We start from the raw sequence: 25,091 nt of genomic DNA, 5'->3' as shown, positions 1-25,091 counted from the left end.
CTATCTCTTTTAAATTTCATTTAAAGTCATCAAAAAAAGATTTCACAACCCGTCTCGCCCCTTATATATAATGTATTAAGTAGAATAAGTAATACAAAGAAATGAGATTGATATTATTTCATTCATTTATCAATCATTTATCATCAACAAATTCTAATATATCACCAGGCTGACATTCTAAAGCTTTACAAATTGCTTCCAGCGTACTAAAACGCACAGCTTTTGCCTTTCCTGTCTTTAAAATGGATAAGTTAGATAAAGTTAAATCTACTTTTTCAGATAACTCATTCAGCGACATTTTTCGCTTAGCCATCATGACATCTAAATTTACAATAATTGGCATAATTTATACTGTTAAATCATTTTCTTCTTGTAATTCAATCCCTTTCTTAAATATTAATGCAATAATATAAACTACTGCTGCCATTAAAATGAATCCTGTGCTATCTGACCAATATTTACTTAATCTATCAAAATCATACCCGTGATGCATCATATTTTTACCTATTTGAGTTGCAATAATACTTATAATACCAATAGATAAAGCCATATAGCTTATTTTAGAAATTTTTTCAGAAACAAAACGATTGAATGGCTGAGATAAATCTATTTTTTGAACCAATAAAATCACAAAATAAAACATAACTGCCTTTAAAACGGAAATATAAAGTGCGAAACTGTACATTCCATAAAATATGAATTTATTTTCATTATAAACAGAACTTAAATCCATTTTTTCATAAAGATTTTGAATAAGCTCTGGCTTAAAAACACTAATAATAAAGTTAACCAATAAGGCACCAGCTTCTATGCTAAGCCCAATAAAAATAATCCAAGAGATGATTTGTAAAGCTATAAATACTACGTTTTTGTTAGTTTTCATATTTTAATAAATTTAAATTACTTGTCAAAAGTAATAAATTTTTATTGAAAAACAATAAATTTAAGTTGAATTTCAAAATATTTTTATCTATTTTCATACATATTAAAAGTGCAAACCAATACTATCTCCAATTTTGAAAGAATTGGAGATATTTAATTTATTCAAATAATTCTTTAATTCGTTTATATTTCATTTTATCCGAAACTTGATATACTTCTTTAAGAAAATCGGTTGAAATTGGCTTATCATTAGGATATTTATATTTGTTTAAAAAATTTCTCAAAGCCAAATTTAATTGATCTTCTCCTATTAATTCACTTAATTTATACATAGCTACAGCACCTTTAGAATAAGAAACATGTGTCATTTGAGAAGTTACTTTAATTAATGCCACATCGCCACTTAATCCTTTTTCACTTTCATAAATATCTTGGTGCATAGCAACTGCTTCTTCTGCTTTTTTCTTACCATACATTTTCTTTAACAGCATAAGTTCAGTGTACATAGCAAGGGTTTCCGTTAGCATTACATCACCTTCACGATTATCCGGATCTATTTGTGAATTTCCCCACCATAAATGCGCTAATTCATGTCCGGCTAATTCATTTATAACATCCTGTCGTTTATCTGCCAAAATATTGCAATGAAAAGCCATATTCTCTGACATATAAATAGTAGCTGGATAGGCTGTCGCATTAAAACCTTTTGTAAATCCAGAAATTTCAGCAAATCGAATCGTTTGAAATGGATATTTTCCAAAATTATTTTCGCAATAATCCATAGTTATCTTAGCATTTTTAATCAAATGTTCAACATTTTCATAATGTAATGGATGGTAATACACTTCAAAGCTTTTTCCTTTATAAATCTCCTTTTTAATTTTATAATTCGCGGAAGAAATAGCGAATCGAAAAGGAATAGCAATTGCTTTAAAATGAAAGATATTTCTATTATTTGCTTTCCATTGATTAACCAATTCACCCACTCCAATAACCGTTTGGTTAGCATCAGTTGAAACCGTTATATCTAAATCAATGAAATCATTATTAGAAACTTTAGGGCTTTCTAATTTTTTAATGGTTGTGGGTTTACCTAATCCGAATCGGTTTCTTTCTTTTTCGTCTTCAATTTCATTAGAACTATCATAACCAATTTGAGGATAGTATCTGCTAATTCTCATAAAACTACCATTATCCACCATTGCATTGAATGACTGATGTCCATTTATAGGCTTCCAAGCGTAATACAATTCAAAGTCAAAAAGCATTTCCTGTCCAGGTAATAACGGTTTTTTTAGTTTAACAACCTCATTCTGCTTTTCAATTGCAATGTTTTTGCCGTTGAATTGTAGAACAGCTTTTTCTATTATAAAATCATCGGTAAAATTGAATACTATTTCATCAATAGGTTGCTGTGTTTTATTTTCCAAAACGTAATTCCCTTTTATAACATAAGAACTTTTTGTTGGGAATAAATCAACTGTAGTAACCACTTTTGTAATTGTAGGTTGAGGCTTATTCTGAAACACTCTAAATTTCTTTTCGTAATTAGCCATTTCTATTAACACTGATTCATTATTTTTAGGCTTGTAACCTGAAGTTATTTGATTCGCAAGAGCAATTCCAATACCTAATAAAAATACAGATATAATCCAAAAAGAAATCTTTTTAACAGAATTCCTGTTTTGATGTATAGTATAAATCAAAAATAAGACTATTATTAAACCAAATACAAAGCGATTAAGTGTTACATACTCATACAATCCAAAGGCATTCATATCACTGTAATCAAAACTAATAGTCTGTAAAAACTTTAATAACGGATGCTTTAAAAGAGTTTTTCCTATACTCGAAGTTAAAATTAATACAATTACAACTGCCACAGCTAATCCTAAATATTTGTGAGAAAAAAGTTTTTGTATGAATAAAGTGAGTCCACTTACAATCAGTAGCGGAAAAGTAACTAGCCAAATTACTTTAGCATAAATATTCCATTCTATAACAGGATAATTGTAAAGAAATTGAAACGCTATCCCTTCAGCAATTAAAATTAATGTGAATGTTATCGATAATCCTATGAGTGTCAACCATAATGACCAAAATTTCAGATTATTATTTGCGGTACTTTCTTCAATCAGATGGAAGTTTGAGTTTTTACTACGCCAATACAAGTCATTACTGTAAAATACCATAACTAACGCACCTAAAACATAAAAATTCTGAATTATTGTTGAAACCATCAATCCGCTTGAAGCATATTTTTGAGGCAAACGAATCCCTTTTTCGATTTCGGCATACATTTCCATTCCTACTGCAAATAATAAGCTCAATAGTATCAACACAAAGGGAATACTTTTTACAATGTAAATCCAATGAATCTTTGTGAATGATATTAAAGATTGCCATTTTACTTCATTGTCCTTTTTGGTGGAAACAAATGCAAAAGGTATAATTGTGGAAACTTCACTAGAACTCACAACAGGCTTTACGTTTCTTACTTTCTTAAATGAAGAAAACTTTTGAACTGAGAAATAAAGTAATAAAGCTGCAATTAAAAGTATTGCAATTCTATTTCCCAATAAGATTCCGTTTAAATCTACTACTTCGGTATTGCGTTGTTCAATTGATAAATGTGATGTTTGATAAAAAAAGGCTGAAATTCCAAACGGATCAAGGATAGCAGAAAGGAATTGAGCTCGTTTAGACTGTGGCAATTGATTTGCCATGAATGGTGAACCAGAAAAGAGCAATACAACCATATAAAAAACGTACAACATCAATCCGCCAACATACACAAACATTTTACTTTTTGTAAACCAAGCTATTGCTGAAGTAATTGCAACCACCAACAAAGTATTTATAATAGTAAAAATTAAAAATGGCAATAAATAGAAAAGCAAATTAAACCCTGCGCTCTCGGAACTGTCATAAACCATTTCTCTACCAATAAAAAAGCTTACACTAAATATAAAAGTGAACAAAAAACTTATTGTTAAGATAGAAACAAACCGACTCCATAGAAATTGTTTCTTTGAAATTGGCAAAGAAAAATAAATGAGATTAAAATTAGAATCCGTTTCCTTTAAAGCCAATTGAGAAGTAACAATCGTTCCAAAAAAAATACTTGTTAAACTAAAAAAAGCGGTTATAAACGCAATTTGATAGGGTGAATTATAGGCTAAGTTTTCTCTTAATGTAAAACGAGCACTACCACCAACAAATATACCCATTACTATTAACGACACAATTAACAATAAAAACTTCCAGTTCTTACTGTACGATTTCAAATCAAATTTTAGCATTTCATTCATATCTCAACTTCATTTTGATTTAAAACTTTAAAATATACATTTTCAAGAGAAGACTTAGCTGGTTCAAAATCATTCATAACTGTATTAGAATAAACTTGAATATTTAATTTTCCTCCAATGTATTGAGATGAAATTACATTGTAAAGTGCTTTATACTCTTCAAATTGTTTTTCCAAAATTTGCTTGGTCCAAATTTTACCTTCCAATTCATTGACAAAATCAGTAGGTTTTCCTTGTAAAATAACTTTGCCATTCTTCATAATAGCCATTTGAGAACACAGATTGTGTACATCTTCAACTAAATGAGTGGAGAGAATGACTATTCTTTCTGTACCTATTTCTGCTAATAAGCCATTTAATCGGTTTCGCTCTTCTGGATCCAAACCTGCTGTAGGTTCATCAACAATAATAATATTTGGATTCCCTAATAAAGCTTGAGCCACACCAAATCTTTGGCGCATTCCACCAGAGAATGTATTTACCTCCTTATTTTTATGCGATGACAAATTCACTTTATTCAATAAAGTTAGTATTTGATCTTTGCGTTGTTTTTTATCTGTAACACCTTTTAAGATGGCGATATGATTTAATAAGTCGTAAGCAGAAATTTTAGGATAAACCCCAAAGTCTTGAGGCAAAAAACCCAACTGTTCTTTAATAAAAATTTCATTTTGCAGAACATTTGTTCCGTTGAATATTATTTCTCCACTATCAGCGAGTTGCAAACCCACTATTGTTTTCATTAAAGAAGATTTCCCTGCTCCATTTGGACCAAGTAAACCAAAAATTCCATTTGTAACTTCAAGAGTAACATTTTGTAAAGCATGGACTCCATTAGAATATTTCTTTTGGAGATTTTTAATAATTAAACTGTTCATTTTTGATTGATTTTTGATGATTTTTTTTGTTTTAAGGCAATAAGTACCCTGTCGGTCTAAAACCGATATTTATTTTTTGTAAATAATGGATTAAATTATTAAATTACATATTCTAAAATATCTCCTGGTTGGCATTCTAAAATGTGGCAAATTGCTTCTAATGTATCAAAGCGAATCCCTTTAGCTTTACCTGTTTTTAAAATGGATAAATTTGCAGGTGTTATATCTAACTTCTCTGCCAATTCCTTAGATTGCATTTTACGTTTTGCAAGCATCACGTCAATATTTACTACTATTGGCATAACTATATAAATAAATCTTGTTCGTTTTGTAAATTGAGTCCCTGACGAAAGATTGTTGCAATGAATAAGGCAAAAACACCAAAGATTAAGTGAGCGAAAATCATTCCTCCATATGGCAAATCTTCCATTGAAAAACTTGCTAAGATGATTAATAATATGGGAGCGACAAACAAATTGAAAATATAAAATCGGCTTAAATTACCCACTCCTTGAAGCGTAAACAATCTTTCTTGTTTAAAAGTATAAAAAACATGACTTAACAATAAAAAGAAAACTCCATAAAACCCAATTCCAATAACCATTTCAGAAATATATTGAAGGCTAAACTCGCTACCTAAAAGAAATGCCTTTTGTGTAAATGGGTAATTTATAGCAAAACGACCATTTTCAATCCTTTTTAAAGAAGGAAGTTTAAACCAGGTTGAAATTAAAACATATACAGAAGTTGCTATATAGCCAATGGCTAAAATTGAAGTTAATAAATACAGAAATGTAGAAATCAAACGTATTGTTTTCATTAGCAATAAATTTAAATTATTACCGCAAATATATAATTAATTATCGTAAAACAATAATTAATTATATATTTTTATTTTAAATTTATTAATAAAACACTATTATTATTTATAATTATAATTTATTTCAAATAATTATCTTCCTATTTAAAAATTATTAGTTGCTTTATCTAAATTTATCTTTGCTATAAAGAAATTATATATTGCTTTAATATAATTTTCTTCAGTCGTATTTAAAGATATTTCTGTTTCTAAGACACTTGTGTAAGTTACTGTACCCAGTTTATACATTTCTAATTGCGTTTTAAAAACATCTTTAGATAGTTTTAGATTATTTTCGGCAATTATTATTGAATTACTAGCATTTGAAAACTCAATATTAAATTTTGAAATTTCATTATCAATTTCTTTTTCTTTTTGTTCGATTAAAATTTTGTCTTGCTCTATTTTAATTATTGACTCCTTACGTGCAGTAGCATTTTTAAGAATACTTGTAATTGGCAAACTCATTTTTAATCCAACATAATTAAAAGGCGACCAAAATTTTGAGATATATTTAAAATCTTCTGATTGGTACTGACTCGTGTAATTGGCAATTAAAGAAATTGTAGGTAAAAAACAATTGTTTGCCTTTTGAAGTCTTAAACCATTCGTTTCATATTGAATTTTCAACTGGTTTAAATCATTTCTGTTAATTTTAGATTCAAAAGTATTATTCGGCACCACTAGTTTAAGATAAGAATCAATATTTTCAGATATTGTAATTTCAGTATTAGCATCTATATTTAATAAGTATTTTAATTGTTCTATTGCTAAATTATAATTTTGTTTAGCTTCTATCTCAGATAATTTTGAATTCTCAAGATCTAATTTTGTTTTTAATAAATCATTTTCAAGAACAGATTTTAGAAGAAATTTAGAATTTGTAATATTAAAATATTCCGACTTTCTTAATGTATTATTTTTATGTTTAAAATACAATTCTCTTTTGATAATTGCATTGAAAAAAGCCTCAATAATATTCTTTTTGAAAGAATTAACTCTTTCATTATATTTCTCTTTTTCTAACAATACTAAACTCTTAGAAATTTTAATATCAGTTATTAATCCTGGTTTATAAATAGGCTGAGATAAGTCTAATGCTAATGAGGTAAAGTTTTTTGTACCTATAGTCAAATTAGAATTTTGACCCTCGTCCTCTAAACCATCAATTATCATTGTTTGCAATTGAGTATTGTATTTTACATTGCCACTAGCTTCAATTTCTGGCAACCATTCTTTTTTTTGCTTTTGAACATTATTATTCGCTAAATCAATATTTTTTTGACTAGATTTTAATTCCAAACCATTTTTTAATCCTAATTCAATGGCTCTTTCTAAAGTCAAATTTTGAAGATATTCATCTTGTGCATTAACATTTGTACCTAACAAAAGAAATGGCATAATTATTATATAGAGATATTTCATTATATGAGTATTACATTCTAAAAATTTCAACTGGATCTAGTTTGAGTATTTTTCTTAAAGAGAAATAACTACTTACAATTCCAATAATTAATGTTGCAGTTAATAAAAAAACAATTACTGATGGCGAAAAATTTAATGCTTGGTTTACCAATGCCATTAAAAATTTTAGACCGAATAAAATTATCATTGCTATTACATATCCAAAAAATGAATAAATTATAGATTGAATTAAGATCATTTTAGTAATCATTGAGTTTGATCCACCTATTGCCTTAATAGTTCCATAGTCTTTCATTCTATCTTTCACAGAAGTAAACATAGTAAGCCCAACAATAATTAGCCCAGTAATGAGAGCAAAGGCTACCATAATCATAAATCCAAACATTATTCCACTAGAAGTAGCCATATAATCAATAGATTCTTGATTAAATGCAAGCCCTGTTCTTGCTTTTATATTTGGGATAGAAGCCTCAATTGTAGTAGCAATTATCTCTTGTAATAACAAATCATTACTTTTTGTTTTTACCAAAAAAGCACTTACTTGATTGATAGGGAAATTTGATAGTTTTCTAGCTCTTTCAACTGTTGTGACTATATTTTGTTGTCCCAATCCAGGGTTCTTTATAGAGAATCCACTAACATAAACTCTATTTTCGTTTAAAGTAAAGTATTCCCCTAACTTAATATTTTCCATATTTTCTATATCACCTGCATCTATAATAACCGCTCCTTCATTATGCAATTCATTTAAATCAGTTCCAGATAAATATTCTTTTGGTGCACCTGCATAATCAGGAGCTTGAACACCTATAATTGCTGCTGTTGCAGAGTTACCAGAGCGGTATTTGACATTTCCCATTGTAAAAATAAGAGGGTAAGCTTTCTCTACTCCATCTATAGACAATAATTCATTACCTATTCTTTTATCTATATTTACTAATGATCCTGATGATGTACTTTTGGGACTAACTACATAAATATACTCTGTATTATCTTTTAGAAATACTAATGCTGTATCATATATACCATTTAACATTCCTAATTGAGCGCCAATAATAAAAATAGATATAACTATTCCTGATAATATCCCAATAAATTTAGCTTTATCATATATCATAAAATTAAACGCAGTCTTCCACATAATCACTATTTTAGTTTTATTACACAATCAACCCTTGCATTAATAATTGTTTTTGAAGATTGAAATAAACGGACTTTAATTGTCCTCACTCTTCGATCTTCAACAGTATTTTCATCAGAAAATAATGATTTTTTCTTCAAAAAATTGCCCATAAAAACGACTTCACCATCGGCCATTTTTTGTCCATCCAACTGTGATAAAATTTCGGCTTTCATTCCTAGTTCTATTTTATCAGCATAAAGTTCGTCAACTTCAGTTATTGCCACTAAATCACCATCTGGTGCAAACTGTCCTATTTTTTGTCCAGTAGTAATGTAATCTCCTAAGTGAACATCCCATTGTAAAACTTTACCGTCAAAAGGTGCTCTTATCATTTTGTCAGAAAGTACTATTTTTTTGTAATCAATATTTGCTTCAATTTCATTCCGTTTACTCTTATTTTGTTTAATATCGAATAGCTGTTTGTTGTATTCGATTTGCAACTTTTCTACTTTAGCTTTACTATCATTTAATGCCATTTCAGTAATGGCCTTAGCTTCAAATAGCTTTTGGTTGATTATCAAATCTTCTTTTGCTTTTTGTAAATCTACGTTTACAATATTTAAAATTTCTTCACTATATTCAACAGAAAAATTTTGAGTTGCAATTTTGCTTTTTTCTAAAGCTAATTGAGTTAATTCTGATTTATTATCTAATTCAATTAAAACATCACCTTTCTGCACATTTTTATTTTCATTACCAACCAAATCAGATATTGTTCCATTACTTTTAGCATAAATAAACAATAATCCGTCTTCTGGTTCAATTTTCGCAATCCCTAAAACCTTTGTTATTTCTTTAGGAGGCATATTAGTTATTATATTTTCTTGCTTATTCGCGTTTTGACAAGAAATAATAGTGAGTAATAAAACTATACTCATTAGAAAACATGCGCTTACTTTTTTCATCTTTTTCATTTTTATTTACTAAATTCTTTCCAATTTTCAAGTGTTTCCACTTTACCATTTTTTACTTCAATAGCTCTGTCAGCATATTCAATTAATCTCGGATCATGAGTTACAACTGCAACTGCTTTTCCTTTTCTAGCCAGTTCCTTTAATTCTTTCATAACAATTTGCACACTATCTTTATCTAAGGATGCAGTAGGCTCATCACATAGAATGATTTTAGGATTAGTTACCAAAGCCCTTGCAATTGCAATTCGTTGTTGCTGTCCTCCAGAAAGCTGCTGCGGTAATTTTTTTTTGTGTTCAGTCATGTTAACCCTATTTAAAGCCTCTTCCACTTTCCTATTAATCTCAGGTGTTGACAGGTTTTGCATCAGCAATGGAAATCCAACATTTTGTTCAGCAGTCAGTGGTGCTAATAAATTAAATTGTTGAAAAACAAAACCAATTGTATTTAATCTTATTAGTGCCATTTCTTTAGCACTCATTTTGGATATTGTTTTTCCATCAATTATTACTTCTCCATCAGTTGGTTCAATTAAACACCCAATTAATGAAAGCAAAGTAGTTTTTCCAGAGCCTGATGGTCCAATAATAAGAAGCAATTCCCCTTCATTTAGTTGTACATTAGACTTGCTTAATGCGGAAAATTTTCCAGCTGGCGTTTCATAAATTTTATTTGCCTCTATTATTTCAGCAATCATACATCATCATTTTAATTTATTATGGGACAAAAATATTATGTCTTTATGAAACAAAATACCTATATTTGATATAAAAATATTCGCAAACGGTACAAATGATCAATATTGCTTTAAAACGACAGATAGGCATGCTTCAAAAGTTTGCCGATAGCCTACAAATACCATTAGAGAATGGAAAATTGACAATACCTTCAGAAAAGGGAAAAGGCTATTTAAAAGGATTGCTTTTAGATAATGGATTTGGAATAATGATTCGTAATTATGAACTCTACGAAGATATGTTGGTTGTAAAAAGAGGTGATACCGATGCTTCTGATAGAATTATTATCAATTTCACAAATATATTTTTTGACAATAAGGGTGATGAGAACGAATTAACTGCAAAAGATTTACCTACAGTTCAAATTGGCAAAGGCAAAATAGATCTTGATATGCTGATTCCCAAAAGAACGAAATATAGAACAATACTTTTAGGAATAGATAAATCAAGATTAAAAGAATTATTAGGAGAACAACATGGTCTATTAATATACGATGAGATTTTAAACACCGAGCATCATTTATTATTTGAAGAAGTAATTACACCTCGCATCCAAAAGGTTGCCAATGAAATAATCGAATGTGACGTTCCTGTAAATTTACAAAACACTTATTACAGAATAAAAGCAGAAGAAATAGTTTGTTTGCTTTTTGCTGAATTATTTAAAAGAGAAAATAGTCCTTTACAAAACTTGAATGAAGATGACGTTTTAATGCTCTATAAAATTCGTGATAAAATATTACAAAAATTGGATGTACCACCTTTACTGTCTGAACTTGCAAATCTAGCAAGAATGAGTGAATCAAAACTAAAAAAATTGTTCAAACAAATTTTTGGAAATAGTATTTATAATTATTATCAAAGTTTTAGAATGAAAGAAGCAGCTCGTTTACTAAAAGAAAAAAAAGTCACGGTATCAGAAGTAGGTTATCAATTAGGTTTTACAAATATGAGTCATTTTGGAAAAATATTTGAAGAACATATTGGAATGAAGCCGAAAAAATATTCGAAGAATAGTTAAACGTTTCTTTTATATTATTTAAGCTCTAATTAAAAGATTTTCTAAACTCCATTGGCGTAACATCTGTTTTTTTCTTAAAGAGTTTATTAAAAGATTGAGGATGTACAAAGCCCAGTTGAAAAGCAATTTCACTTATTGTCAAATTGGTGCTGGTTAATAATTCTTTTGCCTTCTCTATCAATTTATTGTGGATATGTTGTTGGGTTGTTTGACCTGTAATGCTTCGCAACATATCGCTTAAATAATTTGCTGAAAGATTAAGTTGTTCAGAAACATATTTGACTGATGGTGTTTTAGTTCCAATTTCTTTTTCATCATTAAAATAACTAGATAAAATATTTTCTAAACGTATTAGAATTTCATCGTTGTAAATTTTTCTCGTAATGAATTGACGATTGTAAAAACGGTTGCAATATTGTAAAAGCAACTCTATCTGTGCAATAATTACGCTTTGACTAAATTGATCTATATTGCTTTGATATTCTCGTTCAATGTTTTTAAAAATATTTTCTATAATTTCTTCTTCCTGTTCAGATAAATGTAAAGCTTCATTTACTGAATAAGAAAAGAAACCATAGTCTTTAATAGATTTCATCAACGAATAACCCACCAAAAAGGTTGGATGTACAACTAACCAATAACCTTTCAATTTCAATCCTTCAACAATTTCAGTAGTAACCACTTGCATTGGTGAAAAAAATGTCATAACTCCTTCATCAAAATCGTAATATTGTTGTCCATATTTCATTTTGCCTTCAAAGTTCTTTTTTAGAGCAATACAATAAAATTCGTAGGAAACACGGCTTAGACTATCATTATCAAAGCATTTTATTTCCTCGAAATTTATAACACTTATCAATGGATGCTTGGGCTTTGTTAAAGCTAACTCCTTATGTAATTCTGATATTGAATTAAAAACATGTGGATTGTTTCCTACTTTTTTCATTGGTAAAATGATAAATAATTAGTTAAAATCTGTTGAAAGGGTTAAATGCTTCCATTTTTCAAAATCTTGCTCTTCTTTTTCTCTATGTTCTTTTATCAATTCATAGGTATCAGTACCTAACAATAATCGTATAGGTGAATTTTCTAATTCAACTATTTCAGTTAATATTTTTACTAATTTTTCAGGATCTCCTTGTTGTTGTCCACTAAAACTAGTCCATAATTGTTCTGCTTCATTTAAACCATAAACAGGTATTCTATTTTTTGCAAATTGCATAGAACCTTTTTCCATAAAACTTGTTCTGAATTGACCTGGAGCTACTACTGTGACATTTATACCAAATGGCCTTAGTTCTTGTATTAATGCTTCCGAAATTCCTACAATTGCAAATTTTGAGGCATTGTAACTTGTCGCGTTAGCAAAACCCACATAACCAGCGTTGGAAGCAATATTAATAATGTGACCCGATTGTTGTTCTCTTAAATAAGGCATTACATTGCGAATTACATTAACAGTTCCAAACAAGTTAACATCTACTGTTTGACGAAATTCTTTGTCTGAGATTTCTTCAATACTTCCTACCAGTGAGTATCCAGCATTATTTACAGCTACATCTATTCTTCCAAATTTTTTGATACCTTGTTCAATAGCTTTTTTAACTTCTTCATCTGAAGTAATATCAACATTTAATGGTAAAAATGCATCATGATATTCTGTTATAGACTTCCGCAATGTTTCAGTATCTCTTGAAGTTGCTACGACTTTATGCCCTTGCGATAAAGCTAATTTAGTTAAAGCTAATCCAAGTCCTTTTGATGTTCCTGTGATAAACCACACTTTTTTTGTACTCATTTTTTTGAATTTTTATTTGAATACAAAATTCAATTAAATCGCATTCCTAGAATTATCCAAATCTCTGAAGTGTGTATTCAAAAAAATACAATAAATACTATTTCTAGATTCGTTCTACTTATTCATTCTTAATTATTTTCATTTTATGACTTTTTCCCCAATCTGCCAAAGCTGTAATTATGGTTTTTAAAGATTGACTATATTCTGTTGGTATATATTCTACTAAAACAGGAGTTTGGTCAGCAAAAACTTTTCTTTCTATTAGATGATTGATTTCTAATTTTTTCAATTCATTAGATAATACTTTTGCTGATATTTTGTTGAGAGAACGCTGCAAATCATTAAACCGGGAATGTCCTCCCAAAATCGCAATCATTACTCTAATTGTCCATCTGCCACCCAAAACATACAAGGCATCTTCTGTTGCTGATAAACTATTATTACATTCTATTGGTGTTAATTTTAATTTACTTATCGCCATATTTTATAGATTTTTATTAACTACTTTCCTAAAAGATACTACTTACATTTTAGAAACTACTATACTTTAGAAAGTAAATATAAATAATTTTGTAGTAATACATACAATTAAAAAGTTAAGAAATGAAAAAAACAAGAATAACGTATTACGTTACAACAGGAATTATTTCAGCTATGATGCTATTTATTGGTTTCGAAACATTATTAAAACCCGAGGTCAAAACTTCAATGCATCACTTAGGATTTCCTGATTACTTTAGAATAGAATTAGGAATTGCAAAATTCATTGGGGCTATTTTTATTTGGTTACCATCCCGATTATTGAAAGAAGCAGCATACATTGGTTTTGCCATAATGTTTGCTTCTGCATCAATAGCACATTATGCAGTAAAAGATCCTGCGAGTAAAGTTTTAGTAGGTTTTATTTTTCTCGCTATTTTAATAACATCTTATATGAGTTACAACAGATTACAAAATTTAAAATAATTAAGAAAATGAAAATATTACAAATTGACTCAAGTATAATGGGTGAACAATCCTTTAGTAAAAAGTTAGGAAATGCAATTGTAGATAAAATTATTGCAAAATATCCTGATAGTCCTGTTGAAAAACTAGATGTAGTAGAAAGCAACATTCCGCATTTTTCACTTGAAACACTTCAGGCTATGTTTACGCCAGATGAGCATATTACAGATGAAATTAAGCAAAAACTGAATTTATCTGATAAATTAATTAAACAATTATTTGATGCCGATATTCTTGTAATTGGAGCACCATTAATCAATAGAACCATTCATTCTTCGTTAAAATCTTGGATTGACCATATTACTCGTCGTGGTGTTACTTTTGGATATACACAAGAAGGCAAACCAATTGGATTTGTAAAAGATAAAAAAGTTTATGTTGCTATGAGTTCAGGTGGAATATATACTGATGAGCAAGGTAAAGCAAATGATTTTGTAGCTCCCTATTTAGAATCTTTTTTAGGATTTTTAGGAATGACCGATTTGACCGTTTTTAGAGTTGAAGGCGTACATATTCCTGTAGTTCAAGACACTGCATTACAAAGAGCAATTGATAGTATTATTATTGATTAAAAAAGACACACGGGTTGATTTATCCAATCCGTGTACCATTTTTTATTTCCCTTTCAGGTTTTATAAGTGTTACTTCTTTATTATCTCCAACTCTTCCAAAAACTAAACATTCACTCATAATATTGGCTATTTATTTGGGGGGAAAATTAATTCCAGCAATTACTTGTTTACCTATAAGGTCTTCTTCAGGTTTATACAAATCTGTAATTTGTACTGTTTTTTTGCTTCAAATTCTCCAAAACAACAATCGTTTTGTATGATAGATTTCTACCTTCTTCAAATTTTTCAGCTGGTATAATAATACCTATTCTCTTTTCAACATTCATAAATTCACCAAGTCAAATTTTCACTCATTTCGAAATATATTTTTTTAATTAAAACTTTGTCTGAACTCTAATGGACTTAGATTTGTTTTTCTCTTAAATAATTTTGAAAAACTTTGACTATGTTCAAAACCAAGTCCAAAAGCAATTTCTGAAACTGATAATTGAGTTGTAGATAGCTTTTCTTTGGCTTTTTCAATTAATTTTTCGTGGATATGTTGTTGTGCTGATAAATTTGTAGTTTGTTTTAAAAGATTACTTAAATATCCAATTGAAAGGTTTAAGTGCTTAGCCATATCGTGCACTGTTGGCAAACCTTCCTTTAGTAACACATCATTATTAAAATAATTATTTAAATAATTTTCAACTTTATCAAGAATTTGATGATTAGATATTTTTCTTGTAATGAATTGTCTTTGGTAAAATCTTTCTGAGTAATTAAGTAATGTTTCAATTTGAGAAATAATAATATTTTGACTAAACTTATCGATATTTGAATGATATTCTTGCTTAATGTTATTAATAATATGATTTATGGTTATTTCTTCTTTCTCTGACAAAAACAATGCTTCAGTTACTGCATAATCAAAATACTCATATTGCTTAATAGTTGTGGCCAATGAACTGTTCCAAATAAAGTCTGGATGAATAAGTAGTATCCATCCAGACTGATTTGACATTACTTCATCATTCACTTTAACATTAAAAACCTGATTTGGGGTCATAAAAAACATAACTCCTTCATCAAAATCGCATTCTTGTTGTCCGTATTTAATTTTTGCATTTGGTATCCTCTTTAAAGAAATAGAATAAAAATCGAGTACCCAACTAATTGGATTATTAGTAACAGAATGTTTAATTTTAGAAAAATCGACAATACTAATTAAAGGGTGTTCTGGTTTAGATAAACCTCTTAATTGATGAAATTCACTAATAGTCTTAATTCTTAACACGTTGTTATTTTTCATTTACAACCTTATTTGTTTAGTCGTTAAAAAAAGCATTTACGCCATCAACATCAGAAACATAGGTATCAAATTTGGATGTCTTTCCATTTTCAAGAATACAAGCCGTTGCAAGATGTTCGTTCAAAATTATATCATTTTTTCTTACCTGATTATGTATTGATAACGCAAATTATGTTGACAGTACAAAATATATTAAAGTTCCATACTTACCCCGCTTGAAACCATTTTCTTTGCTCTTTTTATTGCTTCTTCGTTTCCCTTAATACTACCAGAAATTAAACTTTATCCTAGTAATGTGCATATCATATTTTCTGTTAGTAGAGAGCCAAATTATTTCCAGTCATTATTTTTTAAGGCTAAAAGCATTGTTTTGGCCAGTTCTTCCTTTTCTAAAACAGAAAGTGTTTTTCATGTAATTTATCTTTTGAATATGTTTTTTATTCTTTTTTAAAAACGTTTGCGAAGTCTTTAGCAAAATCTTCTAGTTTTATTTTTCCTAATACTGGTTTGCTTTTATAATAATCTTCATATAAAATCCCGTTTACTCTTGCTTCATTCATCTCTATAAATCCTTTTGCTGTTTCAGGATTCATTCCTACAGCTATCATACCATTTAACATTTGTTCTGTTGGAATAGTTTCCCATTTTAAATTGGGTATATCAATAGCTTTTCCTAAAGTTTTAGCGATTTGATTTGGCGAAACCTCATCACTAACAATATATCTAACCTCTCTCCCTTCAAATGGCTTGTCCATTTCTTCTGCAATTGTTGATGCAATATCTAAAGGCGAAACCCAAGGTTCTTTTACATCGCCTCCATAATTAGAAAAGATAGTGCCTTGTCTTTTTATGCTATCAACAAATTGAAACATATTATAATAAAACCCAACAGGACGCATAAATTTTATAGAAACATCAGCTGGAAGTTCACTCAACAACTTCTCTACATTATAATGAAATTTTAAAATTCCTATTCCTTTATTGGTGTGTGCTCCAATACTACTTAAATGTACCACCTTTTTTACACCTGCTTGCTGGATGGCTTCTTTATGGCAATTTCCAATTCTTGTATTTGCATCTATAAAATCTAAATTTTTATCAAAAAATGCCCCATATGCAAGAGATTCCATTGCGTATATAATATCTGCTCCCTTATAGGCTTCAGTTAAAAAACTTACGTCTTCCATAGTGCCAATTGCCGCTGTTGCTCCAATATCTTCAATGGCTTTAACTCTTTCCTGTTTACTGCTTACAACAACTACACGATGTCCTTTTTCAATCAACTCTTCTGCTAACGGTTTACTTATATTGCCCAATGAACCTGTAATTACTATTTTCATTCTAACTCATTTTAAATTAACATTACAAAGGTCACTATTAGTGTTTTAAATAATGTAGCCGATATTCACAGTTTTGTAGCCAAAAAGTATAATTTCATTTTTTTAAATACTTGGCTAGACCTATTTCTAATTGATATATTTTACTGTCTTTATTAATATGAAATTTGAAATAGGTTTTGAAATCTCCCCAAGTATCGCTGTGGAATTTGCCATATATACTTAAACCATCATCTTCAACTTTATCAATACTTGTAAAATATTCTTTTCCAATTGCTTTCGTACTGAACTTTATGAAATCTCTTGGGTTTCCATCATCATATAGTTTGGTATCTTTTGTAAATAGAGAAAGCCATTTTTCAGCATCTCCTTGCTGCCAAGTTTCTATTGCATATTTAATAGTAGCATTGGTAATTTTATCGTAATTGATGCTTCTCATTTCTTTGTGTTGGTGATTTCCTATTTGTCCGCATGCAGTATTAATACATGCAAACAGAATGATAATTAATAAATTAAAGGCCTTCATTTTGCTTATTTTATTGTGTTGCTCCTCCGTTAACCAGTAAGTGTTGGCCGTTAACAAAAGATGACATATCACTGGCAAAAAATTCTGCTACATTGGCTACATCTTCAACTTCTGCCAAACGTTTCATTGGGCAGCTATCTATTAAAGATTTTCTCAATTCCGGATAACTATTTTCTTCAGCAAAAATACCGGAATGATCTACCGCAAAAGGGATAATTGAATTAACAGTTACACCTTTGTGTCCTATTTCTTTGGATAAAACATCCACCATATATCTTGGTGTAGTTTTACTTCCTCCATATACTGCCATTCCTTGTACAGGAAATACTGTAGTACTGGATGCTATGTAAATAATCCTGCCGTTGTTTTCAATATGTTTCGCTGCTTGTTGCATAGTGAAATAAGCACCTTTGGTATTGATAGAAAACAATCTATCGAACTGTTCTTCAGTAAATTCTACTACAGGCGTTTCTACCATCTCTATGCCTGCATTAGCTACCACAATGTCAATCTTACCAAACGTACTGATAGCTTCATTGAAAAGACGTTCAATGCTTTCTACTTTACTTACATCTGCCTGAACAGAAATAACACGAGCTCCCATTGCTTTTATGTTTGCTTCTACTTCATCAGTAGAGGCTATATCCCTTGAATAATTAAGCACAATATCTGCTCCCAATGCAGCGTATCTTTCTGCTATTGCTTTTCCAAGTCCTCTTCCTGAACCTGTTATTATGGCAACTTTATTTTTTAGACTATTCATAATTTTTTTAAAAATTTAATGTTGTTTTTTTGATAGAAGATTCAATGCCGAATCATTTATATAGGCGAAGCAAATCCCTGCAATTATTGGAATAAATAAGCTAAATATGGGCTTAAACTCTATTGAAGGATGCACTCCAAAAAAGATGATTAACCCAATAAACCACGCAGGAATATTGTTTAAAAACTTAATTTTAGATAAATAAGCCAATGCTCCTATAAGCAGAAATATGGATAAGGGAAAGCCCGCAGAACCTAAATATCCTCCAAGTGTTTTGCCTAATAATTGAATTAAAATTCCCATAGCTATACCTGCGGTAATGGGTATAAGTGCTAAAACTGCCGATTGTATGGATTTTCCAAATAAATAGTAGCTTACCCAAGCAATAAAGAGCACCCAAGTAGGCCATTGCAATGAAAATGACACAAAAACTGCAAGTGCTCCGCAAGCACCCATAATGATGGCTGTTAAAAACTGTTTCATACTATTTGTTTTTAAATGATTTATGCCATAGCACCATTGGCACCTATATCTTGACCTGAAATCCATTTTGCTTCATCACTCGCTAAAAATGCAACTATTTTAGCAATATCTTCTGGTGTTCCTAAACGTTTAAAAGCGTTGGTGCTTGCCAATTGAGCAATCAATTGTTCTGATTTTCCTTTTAAGAATAAATCGGTAGCTGTAGGCCCTGGTAAAACACAATTAACATTAATACCTCTGTTTCCTATTTCTTTTGCAAATACTCTGCTTAATTGTTGAACAGCTGCTTTACTGGCTGAATAAATTCCGTATGTTGGGAAAATAGTTCGGGTAACGGTAGACGAAAGGTTAATAATGCTTCCATTACCTGCTAACTTGGTGGATGCTTCACGAAGTGTATTAAACACACCTTTTACGTTGATGTTTATTTGTTTTTCAAATAAATCATCATCAGCATCTTTAATTAAGGAATTCAGCATTATTCCAGCGTTGTTCACTAAAATATCTACTTTCCCAAACCGAGAGATAGTTTCATTAAACAAACGAGCAACATCTTCTTTTTTACTGATATCTGCCTGAATACTGATAGCTTCAGAACCATTTTGGATGATTTCATTTACTACTTTGGTAGCATCCTCTTTACTTCCTGCATAATTAATAACGACCTTTGCCCCTTTTTTAGCTAATGTTTTAGCAATTTCAGCACCAATGCCTCTTGATGCACCTGTGATTATTGCCACTTTTTGATTTAAATTGTTCATATTATTTTGTTTTAAATTAATAATACAAAGGTCTTATATGAGTCATCTAAAACTCGTACACGTTTAATAGGAAAAGATGTAAATTTCTAATATTTGTTATTTGGAGTAATTTTCCCTGTACTTTGCAGGACTTAATGAAGTATGTTTTTTAAAATAATTACTGAAATGTGACGATTCTAAAAAACCAAGTTTATTGGAAATTTCTTTTACTGCTAACTTTTGGTTTTGCAACATAACTTTAGCTTCTGTGATTGTTTTTTCTGAAATCCAAGTGCTAATCGACTTACCTGTTTTATTGCTTATTACATTGGATAAATAATTAACATGAAGAAATTGCATGTCTGCATAATCTTGAACCCTTAATTGCTTTTCTTGATTCCCTTTTCTGAGTGCTTTAAAATGATTTTCTAGATTACGTTTAAAAGTTTTTACAATTTGAGAACTCCTGTTTCCTTCATAAATAGGATTATAATTTTGAAAGAAGTATTCTTTTATTTTTAATAATAAAACAACCATTAAACTTCCTATTATTTCATTTTTAAAAGGCGATTCTAATAAATATTCCTTATGTATTAATTTATAAAGCTCTTTTATATGATTAAACTCTATTTCTGAAAGTGTTCGCGGTTCAACAGTTTCTGTTAGAAGAAATGAAAAATTATTATACACATCTGCATGAACATGTTTTTTAAGATATGCTTCATCAAATGTAATAAGACAAACATCAGTAATTTTTTCCCATTGAAAAATTCTGTAATTACCTGGATTGGTAAAGTAAACTGTTTTCGGATTTACCTCAAATACTTTATCGTCAATAGTATATTTACCATAAGCATTATCAATAAACAGAAAACTAAAATAATTAGGCCGGAATGATTTAGATTTATATGGTAAATTCTTAAAAGTATCTTGTAAAAAATGAATAGTAAAGCCAGATGACGAATCAATTTTATTTAAAGGTAAACCTATTGATTCATACAATTCTCTTAAATCTTCTACTATAATATTTTCTGATCTCATATATTTAGCTAAAATACTATAATTAATTATTGATTCTTAATTGGTTTTGCTCATTTAATTTATTTTTAAAAAGTTTTGTTTCAAAATCTGCATATCTTCACTAACTTTTCTATCCAATACTTTAGTGTGATATTGCGTGGGTCTTAAATTTTGTGTCCAAACATTTTGCTTACACTTTCAATATTAGAACTTTATTTGTCAGTGTTACCATAGTTGCGAATGTATGACGAGCAATATGAAAGGTTAACTCTTTTTCAATTTCACAAACTCCTGCTATTTCTTTTAAATATGCATTCATTTTTTGGTTTGATAAAAAAGGAAGTAGTTTGTCTTCATTGATACATTGTGGATGTTTTTCGTATTTATCGATTATCATTTTTTACAGTTATAGAAAAAAATTAAAAAAAAGCCTTAAAAAAGAAAAAAACCTTACCGTTGTAAAGGTTTTTAATTTGATGTCTTGTCCTGAAAAAAGTTGACTAAAAAAATTAGAATTATGTCAACATTAGAAGAAATAACCAACAGCAGCCTATTGGCTACTTATGAGATATGTGAACTGTTTGGGTATACAAAGCAAGCTTTTTATAAGCGAAAATCAAATGCTACATTAATAAAATACAATCCAGATGTAATAAGAAGTCTTGTTCTAAATATTCGAAAACAATTGCCTAGAACAGGTGGAAAAAAACTCTACATAATGCTTCAAGAAGATTTTGTAAAGCATAATATCTGTATTGGAAGAGATGTTTTTTTAGATTTTTTGAAAACTGAATATTTACAAGTAACTAAAGTAAGACGCTATTATAACACAACTAATTCAACACACTGGATGAAACCTTATCCTAATTTAATAAAAAATATTTCACTCAATAAACCAGAACAAGTTTGGGTTGCTGATATAACATATTTAAGAAAAAACGTATTATTTACATCTATTAACAGATGCTTGTTCCAAGAAAATTGTAGATTATCAATTAGCTGATAATTTAATGAGTTCAACAACAACAAAAGCATTACAAATGGCTCTTGTTAATAGAACTACTCACATCAATTAATATAATCATCCTGATAGAGGACTACAATATTGTATAGAGAGTACACAGAATTGCTTAAATAAAACAACATATTGATAAGTATGACAGAAGAATCAGATCCTTATGAAAATGCTGTTGCTGAAAGAGTAAATGGAATATTAAAAGAAGTATTTGGTTTACATGAAGCATTTAAAAATTATCATGATTTAAAAAAACAAGTAACTCAAGCTATTCAGTTATACAATAATTTAAGAATACATATGTCAATAAAAATGACTACACCAAATCTAGCGCATCAACAAAAACCAATAGAATTAAAACAATGGGAAAAAATAAATCGGAACAGAATTAATTCTGTTCCGATTTAACTATTTTTGATATACTAACAAGTCAACCTTTTTTAGGACAACTCATAATGTTATTATGGCTAGAACTATAGTGCCACATTATATAACCAAGCTTGGGAGAAAAAATTACTGGCACAAGTTGCTTGCATACGTGTTTTTGATAAAAACTATGACAATATTTTTTTGGAGCGTTGGGAAGGGGTGGCTATTGAAATATAAAACTTTCCTGTCAACACCTAATAAATAGAAACACTCAGTTTATTACAAATGAAATTAGTGAAATAGCGTTAACAAAGAACTGGTTTTAGGAATACTTGAACTAAAGACGGTTTTAGCACAAATGAATGAGATGATTAATTTTACACATTCATTTTATTATCTCTCTTTTTCATTATCATTTCTTTTTCTAAATTGGTAAATAATTTGTCTTAAAGTATTTTTTGATTTTTTTTTGATTTTAATCCATGTGTTCAATAAGTTTGATTACAATAAATTTTAGGAAGCCTATTTTAAAGTGCTAATATTGTTCACCTTTCTCTGAATAGTAAGGATGATAAAAATGCTTCTATTTGATCAAAAAAAATATCAGTTTCTTCAAACCCAGCTTCGATAAGGTCATTAAGAATTGTTATTATTTCTGAAAGAGATAAATTACCTAAAATCCATTAGAAAACATTTTATTGCCCAAACAGGAACAAAATCTTTACAAAAATAATTAAATAAAAAATAGCTGTAATCTAGGTTAGGCGAAACAAAGATTTTGGATTTTGCTTGACTACTTTTTACAAATATGCCAAATTATTAGGGTTTAAAAGCGAAAGACATTAGTGTTATAAATATAAAAAACATACTTTTGTTTCATTTATAATTCTATAAAAAACACTCGAACTGACGAGGAGTTAATTCTCTATTTTTAATACATAGTACTCGTTGTTTCAAATGTTCTCGATACATTTTTTACTCCATTTCATTCTATAAAAAACACTCGAACTGACGAGGAGTTAATTCTCTATTTTTAATACATAGTACTCGTTGTTTCAAATGTTCTCGATACATTTTTTACTCCATTTCATTCTATAAAAAACACTCGAACTGACTAGGAGTTAATTCTCTATTTTTAATACATAATACTCGTTGTTTCAAATGTTCTCGATACATTTTTTACTCCATTTCATTCCATAAAAAACACTCGAACTGACGAGGAATAAACAATATATCATTATTTCACTTCTTTCCTTAAAAACACTTGAACTGATGCCTAATTATCATTCTAATTTATCCTACTTGAAGTTAGTCGTTCCATACTATAAAACAATAGTTTTCATAAGTTTTCACTTCAAAACTAGGCAATTGAATTTTATTTTCAAATAAAGGACAATCAATTACTAAAGTATGAAACTCTCCATTTTCTCCACATGGATCAATCCCTTTCTGAGCTAATTCATAAGCTAATTCTTTCGTAAGGATTTTTCCTAAATACCCTTCTCCCATTTGTAAATTACAAGAAACAATGAGGGTTTCAATGCCATTATCTAGCATTTCGTGTACCAAACGAATTCTATCTTGTTGCCATAAAGGTAAGAACGCTTTTAAGTTAGCCGCAGTACACACCTTTTCTTCCCATTCTCGATGCGGTTCCAAATCAATGTCGCCAAAAACAACTCCTTCGATAGCATACTTCTCTTTTATTTGATACAAAGTAGCAATATAATGTTCTTCGTACTGAGACCATGAGGCTGGCACCGCCACTAAAGGCAATTGCATTTGAGCTGCCTGTTGTTCTAAAATAGCTAACGGAATACCGTGCGAACGCGATACTTTACCGTTTTCATTCATCATATTGAGGAGTACTGTAGGTTGCAATCCTTGTTGGACCGCTTTCATTAGGGCATAGCAACTGTCTTTACCACCACTCCACGAACTTAAAACTTTCATGTATTTTATTTTATTGGCACTGGAATTCCAGAAACCATTAAGACTACTTTATCTGCTTTTTTAGCTAAATACTGATTCATCCAACCTTGTAACTCGGTGAATTTTCTACCAACATGAGTAGCTGCATGCACTCCCATTCCGATTTCATTCGTAATAATAATCACTGTGATATCTTTTTGTTCCAAGATGAGCTCGATTTCTTTTTTAGCCTGTTCAAGACAAGCCTCAACATCATTTTTAGTATCGACAAAGAAATTGGTTAGCCAAAGTGTAACACAATCAATTAGCGCTACTTTTCCAGAGAAATCTATTTCACTTAAGTGTTTCTCTTTTTCAATGTTCATCCAATGTTCATCTCTATCTTTTTGATGACGGTCTATTCTTTTTTGGAAATCGCCATCCCAATTTCTAGCGGTAGCAACATACATGGGATTTTCAGATAAAGATAAGGCTAAGTTTTGTCCGTATCCGCTTTTTCCAGAACGTTCCCCTCCTGTTATTAAGTATATCATTTTGGTAATTAGTAAATTAGTGATTAGTAGTTAGTGATTAGTAGTTAATAATTAGTGTTTAGTGTTGTTGCGTTTCATATTGCTTTTTATGATTTGTGATAAATAATTTTTAATTTCTAATTAATAGGGACAGTGTCTACATCCGTTGCCGCAACAGGTACCTCTTTTGAGGTGAAACCATTTGGTAAACACATGCATTCCATTTTCCAGATAGTAATCAATATCTTCCACAAGATGTGTGGTTTTAGGCAAGTCTTTTGCTCTATTGGTTTTACTATTTTCAGGAGTTATGGTTGCCACATATTCGTTTATTTTTGTAATAGTCGCTTGCTTTAAACAATTGGGACACAAACAATCAGAATAATTGTCTAGAGAAAAAATAGGTGGTAAATCATTACACCAACATTTGATTGTTTCTGATGGATTGCCACAACCAAAAGCGGTTTGGCATCGTGCACATGTCTTTTCTCTTACCGTATTCATGTGGTAAAGATAGTGT

29 protein-coding genes are annotated in these 25,091 nt (G+C 29.6%); 5 read left to right on the top strand and 24 right to left on the bottom strand.

Annotation, left to right across the window (positions count from 1 at the left end):
- Positions 1-133 precede the first annotated feature (133 nt).
- The 10 genes from HALO113_RS00225 to HALO113_RS00180 form a co-directional block, all read right to left on the bottom strand.
- On the bottom strand, positions 134-343 hold the full coding sequence (locus tag HALO113_RS00225; protein WP_159777100.1) for a helix-turn-helix transcriptional regulator: 210 nt from the start codon (positions 341-343) through the stop codon (positions 134-136).
- 3 nt (positions 344-346) lie between these two features.
- A complete protein-coding gene (locus HALO113_RS00220) occupies positions 347-883 on the bottom strand; it encodes a DUF2975 domain-containing protein (protein WP_159777099.1) in 537 nt (178 codons plus the stop codon).
- A gap of 157 nt (positions 884-1,040) precedes the next feature.
- Positions 1,041-4,193: a M1 family aminopeptidase gene (locus HALO113_RS00215; RefSeq protein ID WP_159777098.1), complete on the bottom strand. Its 3,153-nt coding sequence runs from the start codon at positions 4,191-4,193 to the stop codon at positions 1,041-1,043.
- Positions 4,190-5,071 carry an ABC transporter ATP-binding protein gene (locus HALO113_RS00210; protein ID WP_159777097.1) on the bottom strand — a complete coding sequence of 294 codons (882 nt, stop codon included), beginning with the start codon at positions 5,069-5,071 and terminating at the stop codon, positions 4,190-4,192. Before HALO113_RS00210 ends, HALO113_RS00215 begins: the two co-directional genes overlap by 4 nt.
- A gap of 98 nt (positions 5,072-5,169) precedes the next feature.
- Positions 5,170-5,373 carry a helix-turn-helix transcriptional regulator gene (locus HALO113_RS00205; protein WP_159777096.1) on the bottom strand — a complete coding sequence of 68 codons (204 nt, stop codon included), beginning with the start codon at positions 5,371-5,373 and terminating at the stop codon, positions 5,170-5,172.
- A gap of 2 nt (positions 5,374-5,375) precedes the next feature.
- Entirely contained in the window at positions 5,376-5,891 is a 516-nt protein-coding gene (locus HALO113_RS00200) for a DUF2975 domain-containing protein (protein WP_159777095.1), read from the bottom strand.
- Between the two features lie 144 nt (positions 5,892-6,035).
- Positions 6,036-7,331: a TolC family protein gene (locus HALO113_RS00195; RefSeq protein ID WP_159777094.1), complete on the bottom strand. Its 1,296-nt coding sequence runs from the start codon at positions 7,329-7,331 to the stop codon at positions 6,036-6,038.
- Positions 7,332-7,365: 34 nt separating this feature from the next.
- Positions 7,366-8,496 (bottom strand): ABC transporter permease, encoded by a 1,131-nt coding sequence (locus HALO113_RS00190; RefSeq protein ID WP_159777093.1) that lies wholly within the window; start codon positions 8,494-8,496, stop codon positions 7,366-7,368.
- A 5-nt stretch (positions 8,497-8,501) separates the two neighbouring features.
- Positions 8,502-9,443 (bottom strand): HlyD family secretion protein, encoded by a 942-nt coding sequence (locus tag HALO113_RS00185; protein WP_159777092.1) that lies wholly within the window; start codon positions 9,441-9,443, stop codon positions 8,502-8,504.
- A gap of 11 nt (positions 9,444-9,454) precedes the next feature.
- Entirely contained in the window at positions 9,455-10,147 is a 693-nt protein-coding gene (locus HALO113_RS00180) for an ABC transporter ATP-binding protein (protein ID WP_159777091.1), read from the bottom strand.
- A 128-nt stretch (positions 10,148-10,275) separates the two neighbouring features.
- On the opposite strand from HALO113_RS00180, the gene HALO113_RS00175 reads away from it, so the two are divergent.
- Entirely contained in the window at positions 10,276-11,208 is a 933-nt protein-coding gene (locus tag HALO113_RS00175; RefSeq protein ID WP_201297530.1) for an AraC family transcriptional regulator, read from the top strand.
- A 25-nt stretch (positions 11,209-11,233) separates the two neighbouring features.
- Here the strand turns inward: HALO113_RS00175 and HALO113_RS00170 are convergent, their stop codons facing one another.
- The 3 genes from HALO113_RS00170 to HALO113_RS00160 form a co-directional block, all read right to left on the bottom strand.
- The gene (locus HALO113_RS00170; protein WP_159777089.1) at positions 11,234-12,154 is read right to left on the bottom strand and encodes an AraC family transcriptional regulator; all 921 of its coding nucleotides are present in this window, start codon (positions 12,152-12,154) and stop codon (positions 11,234-11,236) included.
- An 18-nt stretch (positions 12,155-12,172) separates the two neighbouring features.
- Positions 12,173-13,006: an SDR family NAD(P)-dependent oxidoreductase gene (locus HALO113_RS00165; protein WP_159777088.1), complete on the bottom strand. Its 834-nt coding sequence runs from the start codon at positions 13,004-13,006 to the stop codon at positions 12,173-12,175.
- A gap of 118 nt (positions 13,007-13,124) precedes the next feature.
- Positions 13,125-13,487, bottom strand: coding sequence for a helix-turn-helix domain-containing protein (locus HALO113_RS00160; protein ID WP_159777087.1), 363 nt, complete (start codon positions 13,485-13,487; stop codon positions 13,125-13,127).
- Between the two features lie 122 nt (positions 13,488-13,609).
- Here HALO113_RS00160 and HALO113_RS00155 point away from each other — a divergent pair, with 122 nt between their 5' ends.
- Positions 13,610-13,972, top strand: coding sequence for a DoxX family protein (locus HALO113_RS00155; RefSeq protein ID WP_159777086.1), 363 nt, complete (start codon positions 13,610-13,612; stop codon positions 13,970-13,972).
- 8 nt (positions 13,973-13,980) lie between these two features.
- On the top strand, positions 13,981-14,583 hold the full coding sequence (locus HALO113_RS00150) for an FMN-dependent NADH-azoreductase (RefSeq protein WP_159777085.1): 603 nt from the start codon (positions 13,981-13,983) through the stop codon (positions 14,581-14,583).
- A gap of 370 nt (positions 14,584-14,953) precedes the next feature.
- On the opposite strand, the gene HALO113_RS00145 is transcribed toward HALO113_RS00150, so the two are convergent.
- From HALO113_RS00145 to HALO113_RS00110, 8 genes are all read right to left on the bottom strand, one after another.
- Positions 14,954-15,874, bottom strand: coding sequence for an AraC family transcriptional regulator (locus HALO113_RS00145; RefSeq protein ID WP_159777084.1), 921 nt, complete (start codon positions 15,872-15,874; stop codon positions 14,954-14,956).
- A 437-nt stretch (positions 15,875-16,311) separates the two neighbouring features.
- The gene (locus tag HALO113_RS00140; protein WP_159777083.1) at positions 16,312-17,214 is read right to left on the bottom strand and encodes an NmrA family NAD(P)-binding protein; all 903 of its coding nucleotides are present in this window, start codon (positions 17,212-17,214) and stop codon (positions 16,312-16,314) included.
- Positions 17,215-17,308: 94 nt separating this feature from the next.
- On the bottom strand, positions 17,309-17,737 hold the full coding sequence (locus HALO113_RS00135; protein ID WP_201297529.1) for a hypothetical protein: 429 nt from the start codon (positions 17,735-17,737) through the stop codon (positions 17,309-17,311).
- Positions 17,738-17,747: 10 nt separating this feature from the next.
- Complete coding sequence (locus HALO113_RS00130; protein WP_159777082.1) at positions 17,748-18,500, bottom strand: SDR family oxidoreductase; 753 nt, start codon at positions 18,498-18,500, stop codon at positions 17,748-17,750.
- A gap of 15 nt (positions 18,501-18,515) precedes the next feature.
- Entirely contained in the window at positions 18,516-18,983 is a 468-nt protein-coding gene (locus HALO113_RS00125; RefSeq protein ID WP_159777081.1) for a DUF1097 domain-containing protein, read from the bottom strand.
- 20 nt (positions 18,984-19,003) lie between these two features.
- A complete protein-coding gene (locus HALO113_RS00120) occupies positions 19,004-19,744 on the bottom strand; it encodes an SDR family oxidoreductase (protein WP_159777080.1) in 741 nt (246 codons plus the stop codon).
- Positions 19,745-19,840: 96 nt separating this feature from the next.
- Positions 19,841-20,764: an AraC family transcriptional regulator gene (locus HALO113_RS00115; RefSeq protein ID WP_159777079.1), complete on the bottom strand. Its 924-nt coding sequence runs from the start codon at positions 20,762-20,764 to the stop codon at positions 19,841-19,843.
- A 169-nt stretch (positions 20,765-20,933) separates the two neighbouring features.
- Positions 20,934-21,140, bottom strand: a complete 207-nt coding sequence (locus HALO113_RS00110; RefSeq protein ID WP_370519272.1) for a hypothetical protein — start codon at positions 21,138-21,140, stop codon at positions 20,934-20,936.
- Between the two features lie 120 nt (positions 21,141-21,260).
- Here HALO113_RS00110 and HALO113_RS00105 point away from each other — a divergent pair, with 120 nt between their 5' ends.
- Together HALO113_RS00105 and HALO113_RS00100 are read left to right on the top strand one after the other, a co-directional pair.
- Positions 21,261-21,746, top strand: coding sequence for a hypothetical protein (locus tag HALO113_RS00105; RefSeq protein WP_159777078.1), 486 nt, complete (start codon positions 21,261-21,263; stop codon positions 21,744-21,746).
- A gap of 144 nt (positions 21,747-21,890) precedes the next feature.
- Complete coding sequence (locus HALO113_RS00100) at positions 21,891-22,166, top strand: integrase core domain-containing protein (protein ID WP_370519271.1); 276 nt, start codon at positions 21,891-21,893, stop codon at positions 22,164-22,166.
- Positions 22,167-23,435: 1,269 nt separating this feature from the next.
- On the opposite strand, the gene HALO113_RS00095 is transcribed toward HALO113_RS00100, so the two are convergent.
- From HALO113_RS00095 to HALO113_RS00085, 3 genes are all read right to left on the bottom strand, one after another.
- Positions 23,436-24,080 carry a diphthine--ammonia ligase gene (locus tag HALO113_RS00095; RefSeq protein WP_159777076.1) on the bottom strand — a complete coding sequence of 215 codons (645 nt, stop codon included), beginning with the start codon at positions 24,078-24,080 and terminating at the stop codon, positions 23,436-23,438.
- A gap of 5 nt (positions 24,081-24,085) precedes the next feature.
- Positions 24,086-24,592, bottom strand: a complete 507-nt coding sequence (locus tag HALO113_RS00090) for a bifunctional adenosylcobinamide kinase/adenosylcobinamide-phosphate guanylyltransferase (RefSeq protein ID WP_159777075.1) — start codon at positions 24,590-24,592, stop codon at positions 24,086-24,088.
- A gap of 120 nt (positions 24,593-24,712) precedes the next feature.
- Positions 24,713-25,075, bottom strand: a complete 363-nt coding sequence (locus HALO113_RS00085) for a cysteine-rich CWC family protein (protein WP_159777074.1) — start codon at positions 25,073-25,075, stop codon at positions 24,713-24,715.
- Between the last annotated feature and the right edge of the window lie 16 nt (positions 25,076-25,091).

Source organism: Flavobacterium sp. 9AF (genome assembly GCF_902506265.1).
In the GTDB taxonomy this organism is placed as follows: Bacteria; Bacteroidota; Bacteroidia; order Flavobacteriales; family Flavobacteriaceae; genus Flavobacterium.
Note: the sequence above shows the minus strand (reverse complement) of the source record. Positions and strands in the feature narration are given on the sequence as shown.

What these genes read in the sequence shown, in the direction of transcription:
- HALO113_RS00225 (WP_159777100.1), bottom strand. Translation starts at nt 343, where the DNA reads ATGCCAATTATTGTAAATTTAGATGTCATGATGGCTAAGCGAAAAATG.
- HALO113_RS00220 (WP_159777099.1), bottom strand. Translation starts at nt 883, where the DNA reads ATGAAAACTAACAAAAACGTAGTATTTATAGCTTTACAAATCATCTCT.
- HALO113_RS00215 (WP_159777098.1), bottom strand. Translation starts at nt 4,193, where the DNA reads ATGAATGAAATGCTAAAATTTGATTTGAAATCGTACAGTAAGAACTGG.
- HALO113_RS00210 (WP_159777097.1), bottom strand. Translation starts at nt 5,071, where the DNA reads ATGAACAGTTTAATTATTAAAAATCTCCAAAAGAAATATTCTAATGGA.
- HALO113_RS00205 (WP_159777096.1), bottom strand. Translation starts at nt 5,373, where the DNA reads ATGCCAATAGTAGTAAATATTGACGTGATGCTTGCAAAACGTAAAATG.
- HALO113_RS00200 (WP_159777095.1), bottom strand. Translation starts at nt 5,891, where the DNA reads ATGAAAACAATACGTTTGATTTCTACATTTCTGTATTTATTAACTTCA.
- HALO113_RS00195 (WP_159777094.1), bottom strand. Translation starts at nt 7,331, where the DNA reads ATGCCATTTCTTTTGTTAGGTACAAATGTTAATGCACAAGATGAATAT.
- HALO113_RS00190 (WP_159777093.1), bottom strand. Translation starts at nt 8,496, where the DNA reads ATGTGGAAGACTGCGTTTAATTTTATGATATATGATAAAGCTAAATTT.
- HALO113_RS00185 (WP_159777092.1), bottom strand. Translation starts at nt 9,443, where the DNA reads ATGAAAAAAGTAAGCGCATGTTTTCTAATGAGTATAGTTTTATTACTC.
- HALO113_RS00180 (WP_159777091.1), bottom strand. Translation starts at nt 10,147, where the DNA reads ATGATTGCTGAAATAATAGAGGCAAATAAAATTTATGAAACGCCAGCT.
- HALO113_RS00175 (WP_201297530.1), top strand. Translation starts at nt 10,276, where the DNA reads ATGCTTCAAAAGTTTGCCGATAGCCTACAAATACCATTAGAGAATGGA.
- HALO113_RS00170 (WP_159777089.1), bottom strand. Translation starts at nt 12,154, where the DNA reads ATGAAAAAAGTAGGAAACAATCCACATGTTTTTAATTCAATATCAGAA.
- HALO113_RS00165 (WP_159777088.1), bottom strand. Translation starts at nt 13,006, where the DNA reads ATGAGTACAAAAAAAGTGTGGTTTATCACAGGAACATCAAAAGGACTT.
- HALO113_RS00160 (WP_159777087.1), bottom strand. Translation starts at nt 13,487, where the DNA reads ATGGCGATAAGTAAATTAAAATTAACACCAATAGAATGTAATAATAGT.
- HALO113_RS00155 (WP_159777086.1), top strand. Translation starts at nt 13,610, where the DNA reads ATGAAAAAAACAAGAATAACGTATTACGTTACAACAGGAATTATTTCA.
- HALO113_RS00150 (WP_159777085.1), top strand. Translation starts at nt 13,981, where the DNA reads ATGAAAATATTACAAATTGACTCAAGTATAATGGGTGAACAATCCTTT.
- HALO113_RS00145 (WP_159777084.1), bottom strand. Translation starts at nt 15,874, where the DNA reads ATGAAAAATAACAACGTGTTAAGAATTAAGACTATTAGTGAATTTCAT.
- HALO113_RS00140 (WP_159777083.1), bottom strand. Translation starts at nt 17,214, where the DNA reads ATGAAAATAGTAATTACAGGTTCATTGGGCAATATAAGTAAACCGTTA.
- HALO113_RS00135 (WP_201297529.1), bottom strand. Translation starts at nt 17,737, where the DNA reads ATGAAGGCCTTTAATTTATTAATTATCATTCTGTTTGCATGTATTAAT.
- HALO113_RS00130 (WP_159777082.1), bottom strand. Translation starts at nt 18,500, where the DNA reads ATGAATAGTCTAAAAAATAAAGTTGCCATAATAACAGGTTCAGGAAGA.
- HALO113_RS00125 (WP_159777081.1), bottom strand. Translation starts at nt 18,983, where the DNA reads ATGAAACAGTTTTTAACAGCCATCATTATGGGTGCTTGCGGAGCACTT.
- HALO113_RS00120 (WP_159777080.1), bottom strand. Translation starts at nt 19,744, where the DNA reads ATGAACAATTTAAATCAAAAAGTGGCAATAATCACAGGTGCATCAAGA.
- HALO113_RS00115 (WP_159777079.1), bottom strand. Translation starts at nt 20,764, where the DNA reads ATGAGATCAGAAAATATTATAGTAGAAGATTTAAGAGAATTGTATGAA.
- HALO113_RS00110 (WP_370519272.1), bottom strand. Translation starts at nt 21,140, where the DNA reads ATGATAATCGATAAATACGAAAAACATCCACAATGTATCAATGAAGAC.
- HALO113_RS00105 (WP_159777078.1), top strand. Translation starts at nt 21,261, where the DNA reads ATGTCAACATTAGAAGAAATAACCAACAGCAGCCTATTGGCTACTTAT.
- HALO113_RS00095 (WP_159777076.1), bottom strand. Translation starts at nt 24,080, where the DNA reads ATGAAAGTTTTAAGTTCGTGGAGTGGTGGTAAAGACAGTTGCTATGCC.
- HALO113_RS00090 (WP_159777075.1), bottom strand. Translation starts at nt 24,592, where the DNA reads ATGATATACTTAATAACAGGAGGGGAACGTTCTGGAAAAAGCGGATAC.
- HALO113_RS00085 (WP_159777074.1), bottom strand. Translation starts at nt 25,075, where the DNA reads ATGAATACGGTAAGAGAAAAGACATGTGCACGATGCCAAACCGCTTTT.